A 4,073-nucleotide genomic window follows, 5' to 3' on the forward strand; every position below is an offset into this window, starting at 1 on the left:
ATATTCAGCCCTCAGCAAGCCGAATTATCGCAGTTCAGAGCACCTTTCGCCATTTCAGAGCCACCGACGGCCCCATCAGGCGTGATTGGGCGAGGTTAGAAGCTGATAGCGACGGCTGCTGGTGGCGCCGTCTGGGAAGGTTGATGCTTTAATCCTCGTCTCGGGGTGGCGGGTTGATCATCGGCGGGTGAGCGGTGATGCTGCCGGTGGAGGTGGTGCCGGTGGCTCGCAAGCCGGATGTGTTCGTCGAAGCGGTGACCCCGGAAGAGGGCCGCAAGCTGGCCCAGATCGCTCGGCGTAGCAGGCAGCCGGTGTGGATGCGGCGGGCGGTGGTGGTGATGGCCTCGGCGTAGCATCAGCCGATGGGGTTCATCGCGAAGTTGATGCGGGTGTCGGAATCGTATGTGCGGCAGGTGATCCACGACTTCAACGAGAAGGGGTCCGCGCTCTGGACACAAATGGATACTGTTGGCGAATTCGGTTGAGCCGTCGAGCGGCTGGCCGGAGCGCGGCGAGCGGTGATGTTCGTGTTGGGGCGAAAGGTGTTGTCTCCCACCATGTATTGAGGCGGTTGAGGTTGAGGCCGGCGGCGGTCAGTAGGTGCTGCAGGCGTGTCTTGGGCAGTCCGCGGTAGCGGGATCTGCGCAAGCCGCAGGATCGGATGCCCTGGGCGATGGTGCCTTCCACTCCTGCGCGGTGCTGATAGCGTTGCTGCCATTGCTCGGTTGTTTGTTCGGTGCGGCCGATTTGGAGGGCCTGGTGCTGGGCCCGCTGTTGCAGCGTGAGCCGCTGTCCCGCCGCTGATCGGGTGCATTGCTCGCGGGCGGGGCAGGATTGACAGGCCGAGTGGCCCGGGTCCTCGACCCCTACGACCATCAGCCCGCCGACGGGCGGGTGATCTGCGTCGACGAGTTCGGGCCGTTGAACCTGCAACCCCGCTCCGGGCGCGGCTGGGGACCGCGGCGGCGACCGAAACGGTTGCGCGCGACCTACACCGCATGCTCGGAGTCCGGCACCTGTTCGGTGCGTTGGACCTGGCCACCGGCCAAATCTACTACCGCATCCGCGACCGCAAACGGTGGATGGAGTTCGTGTCGTTGCTGAAATCGCTGCGGGCGCGATGGCCGGGCCAGCGGCTGTATGTCATCGTCGACAACTTCTCCCCGCACAAGCGCGCCGAAGTCCGTGCCTGGTGCGCCGACAACGCCGTGGAACTGGTGTTCCTACCGACGTATTCGTCGTGGCTGAACTGGATCGTGCGACACGAAGTCGCATGAGTAACAGTGGAACTCGGAGAAGGAGGGATCGGCTGATGCCGATGACGTAGTTCCCGATCCCGTGCGCGTGGATCGTCCCCGCCTGTCGCGCGTCACTGAGGATGGTGATGTTCGCGTCGTCGGCGATGGTGACGAGTGGGCCGTGAAAACGGCCCCGTCCGTGTGTGGGACGGGGCCGTGATGGGCATGGTGACGGTGTGGTCACCATCGTGGCGTGGTGATGGTCGTGGTGGTGTGGATTCGGTTCAGTCCGAGGAGTTCTCGCTGATGGCGATGCGGGCGGCTTTCTCGTCGACGATGGCGTGGTCGGAGGCGAACGCGGCGGTGAGTGCTTGCAGGGCGAGGTTGTTGACCGCGCGCGGGTGCCCGCGAGAGGCGTTGTGGATCAAGGCGACAGCGTCATCGGAGAAGGGTGCGGCTCCGGCTGAGTGACTGTTGATCAGGCTGTGAGCTGGTGAAATGGGTTGGGGCTGTTGTGCTGGTGGGCTGGCTTCTATCGTCGGGATGGGGGCCGGCTGATGGAGGGCGGCGATGGTGTCGTGGCGGGAGGAGCTCGAGCGGCGTGAGGCTGCGGGGGTGGCGCGGGCCAAGGAGTTGTGTCAGCGGATCACGGAGTTGAGCGAGCAACTCGACGGGGTGGAGCAGGAGTTGTCGCGTCTGCGGATCACGCGGGAGACGATGGGCGAAATCTTGGGTGTGGTAACCGATCCCACGGATGGATCGCCGGCCGATTCGGCGGGCGTGGCCGCAGGCGACGAGCCGCAACAGCCGGAGCGGGAGCGGGAGCGGGTGGGTGGGTCGCCGATCGGTGTGATGCTGGTGCCGCCGCGGGGTCCCGGGGTGCTGGTCTCGGAGTTGCCACAGGATTATCGCGACATTCTCGAGATCCTCGCCGATGCCGGGCGTGGGTTGCGGACCGGGCATGTCGCTGCGGCGCTGGGGTGCGACGAGGAGCGCTCCACGGTGGAGTCGTTGCGGTCGAAGCTGAAGCGGTTGGTGGCGCGCGGCTGGCTGGACGAACAGATGCCAGGGTTGTTCGTGCTGGCCGACGGGGTGGATGTCAACACCTGAACGGTGTTGTCGTATAGCGGGATTGGCGGGCTCTCCCCGTTAGATTCGAAGGTGCCAACCAAACCAACCCGTGGAAGAGAGCCCGCGGTGACACCCTACGACGCCGGCGCGAGCGCTGGCCCCTTTGACCTGTCGGCCACCTTGTTCGATTCCTTGGTCGCCGAGTTGGGCGGTGAGACCACCGCTACGGCCACCCACGCCCAGCTCGAGGATCTGCTCACCGACCGAAGCCGGGAGCTGATGCGCCAACTGCTGCAGGATCATCTGGACCTGCGCGCGGCACGAGAAGAAACCGGCGTGGCGGCCCGGATGCGCCGCGGTGAGCACCCGGCGGGTCGTACTCGTGTCGAGTACGGCCATCACCGGATGCTGGCCACGGTGTTCGGGCCGGTCACGGTGCGCCGCACCGCGTTACGCGCACCCGATGAACCCAACATCTATCCCGCCGACGCGGTCTTGTCGTTGCCGCGGACTCGTCACAGCCACGGACTGCGCCGGCGAGCGGTCGAGGAAGCGGTCCGCTCTTCTTACGACATCACCCATGCGGTGATCACGGCCCGGTGTGGTCGGGTCGCGGGCAAACGCCAACTCGAAGATCTGGTGGTCGCGGCGGCGGTCGACATCGACGACTTCTACGCCACCGCGACCCCTGAACCCGCCACCGGTGAAACTCTGCTGGTGCTGTCCGCGGACGCCAAGGGCATTGTCATGCGCCCGGACTCGTTACGGGAACCCACCCGCCGCGCCGCGGCCCGCGCGACGCCGGTATTCCGCACCCGCCTGGGTCCCGGCGAGAAATCCAACCGCAAAAGGATGGCCACCCTCGCCTGCGTCTACGACGCGCAGCCCGCCCCGCGGCGCCCACACGACGTGATCACGGTGCCCGGAGGTCCCCGCGCCGCCGGCCGTGACCGCCGGCCCGGACCGGTAGCGACCGGCAAATGGCTGACCGGGTCGGTGACCGATTCCCCCGAACGGGTCATCGCCGCCGCGTTCGACCAGGCCCAAGCCCGCGACCCCGCCCATGCCCGGACCTGGGTCGCGCTCATCGACGGGGCATGGCATCAGATCGAGGTCATCGAAACCGAGGCCCGCCGCCGCGGCGTCACCATCGATATCCTCGTCGATCTGATCCATGTGACCGAATACTGTTGGGGCGCTGCTCGATCCTTCTACGCTCCCACCGATCCCGCCGCCGAGGACTGGGTCGCCGTCGCGGTACTGGGACTGCTCGCCGGTCGTGTCGAGGCCGTCGCCACCAGCATCGAAACCCGCGCCGAAACAGAAGGTCTCACACCCGACGCCCGGCGCGGCGCTGACGACGCGGTCCGGTATCTACGCTCGCACGCCGCCTACCTGCACTACGAGCGAGCCCTCGCCGAGGGCTGGCCGATCGCGACCGGCGTCATCGAAGGAGCCTGCCGCCACATCATCGCCGACCGCTTCGAAAAAGGCGGCGCACGCTGGGGCCTGGCCGGCGCCGAAGCCCTTCTCACCCTGCGAGCACTGACCCAAAACGGCGACCTGGATCGATACTGGACATTCCATATCGCCCGCGAACACCAACGCGTCCACCCCGACGACCACCAACTCGCCGCCTGATCAACAGTCACTCAACCGGAGCCGCACCCATCGGAGAACAGGGTGTCGGTGCGGCCGGCGATGCTGCAGTGGTGGCGGATGTAGTCGGCGGTGTCGATGGGGTTCATGCCGGTGATGCTGTAG

6 protein-coding genes and 1 pseudogene are annotated in these 4,073 nt (G+C 66.6%); 5 read left to right on the forward strand and 2 right to left on the reverse strand.

Translation table 11 applies throughout. The annotated features are described in order from the left end of the window. Positions 1 to 197: 197 nt before the first annotated feature. Both ACFXN1_RS51350 and ACFXN1_RS51355 read left to right on the forward strand, forming a co-directional pair. Positions 198 to 353 carry a hypothetical protein gene (locus ACFXN1_RS51350; RefSeq protein ID WP_379446757.1) on the forward strand — a complete coding sequence of 52 codons (156 nt, stop codon included), beginning with the start codon at positions 198 to 200 and terminating at the stop codon, positions 351 to 353. 9 nt (positions 354 to 362) lie between these two features. Then, positions 363 to 485 carry a helix-turn-helix domain-containing protein gene (locus tag ACFXN1_RS51355; RefSeq protein ID WP_379446760.1) on the forward strand — a complete coding sequence of 41 codons (123 nt, stop codon included), beginning with the start codon at positions 363 to 365 and terminating at the stop codon, positions 483 to 485. On the opposite strand, the gene ACFXN1_RS51360 is transcribed toward ACFXN1_RS51355, so the two are convergent. Continuing rightward, entirely contained in the window at positions 427 to 876 is a 450-nt protein-coding gene (locus ACFXN1_RS51360; RefSeq protein WP_379446759.1) for a transposase, read from the reverse strand. The genes ACFXN1_RS51355 and ACFXN1_RS51360 overlap by 59 nt on opposite strands. 122 nt (positions 877 to 998) lie before the next feature. Here ACFXN1_RS51360 and ACFXN1_RS51365 point away from each other — a divergent pair, with 122 nt between their 5' ends. Further along, the gene (locus tag ACFXN1_RS51365) at positions 999 to 1,277 is read left to right on the forward strand and encodes a transposase (protein WP_379446758.1); all 279 of its coding nucleotides are present in this window, start codon (positions 999 to 1,001) and stop codon (positions 1,275 to 1,277) included. Between the two features lie 245 nt (positions 1,278 to 1,522). On the opposite strand, the pseudogene ACFXN1_RS51370 reads toward ACFXN1_RS51365, so the two are convergent. Beyond that, positions 1,523 to 1,693 (reverse strand): annotated as a pseudogene (locus tag ACFXN1_RS51370) (AAA family ATPase); the annotation flags it as partial. Positions 1,694 to 1,808: 115 nt separating this feature from the next. On the opposite strand from ACFXN1_RS51370, the gene ACFXN1_RS51375 reads away from it, so the two are divergent. Together ACFXN1_RS51375 and ACFXN1_RS51380 are read left to right on the forward strand one after the other, a co-directional pair. Further along, positions 1,809 to 2,348 (forward strand): hypothetical protein, encoded by a 540-nt coding sequence (locus ACFXN1_RS51375; RefSeq protein WP_379446711.1) that lies wholly within the window; start codon positions 1,809 to 1,811, stop codon positions 2,346 to 2,348. An 87-nt stretch (positions 2,349 to 2,435) separates the two neighbouring features. Beyond that, a complete protein-coding gene (locus ACFXN1_RS51380) occupies positions 2,436 to 3,950 on the forward strand; it encodes an ISKra4 family transposase (protein ID WP_379446709.1) in 1,515 nt (504 codons plus the stop codon). The last annotated feature ends 123 nt before the right edge of the window (positions 3,951 to 4,073 follow it).

This window comes from Nocardia sp. NPDC059154 (assembly GCF_042755705.1).
Taxonomy (GTDB): domain Bacteria; phylum Actinomycetota; class Actinomycetes; order Mycobacteriales; family Mycobacteriaceae; genus Nocardia.

What these genes read in the sequence shown, in the direction of transcription:
- ACFXN1_RS51350 (WP_379446757.1), top strand. Translation starts at nt 198, where the DNA reads ATGCTGCCGGTGGAGGTGGTGCCGGTGGCTCGCAAGCCGGATGTGTTC.
- ACFXN1_RS51355 (WP_379446760.1), top strand. Translation starts at nt 363, where the DNA reads ATGGGGTTCATCGCGAAGTTGATGCGGGTGTCGGAATCGTATGTGCGG.
- ACFXN1_RS51360 (WP_379446759.1), bottom strand. Translation starts at nt 876, where the DNA reads ATGGTCGTAGGGGTCGAGGACCCGGGCCACTCGGCCTGTCAATCCTGC.
- ACFXN1_RS51365 (WP_379446758.1), top strand. Translation starts at nt 999, where the DNA reads ATGCTCGGAGTCCGGCACCTGTTCGGTGCGTTGGACCTGGCCACCGGC.
- ACFXN1_RS51375 (WP_379446711.1), top strand. Translation starts at nt 1,809, where the DNA reads ATGGTGTCGTGGCGGGAGGAGCTCGAGCGGCGTGAGGCTGCGGGGGTG.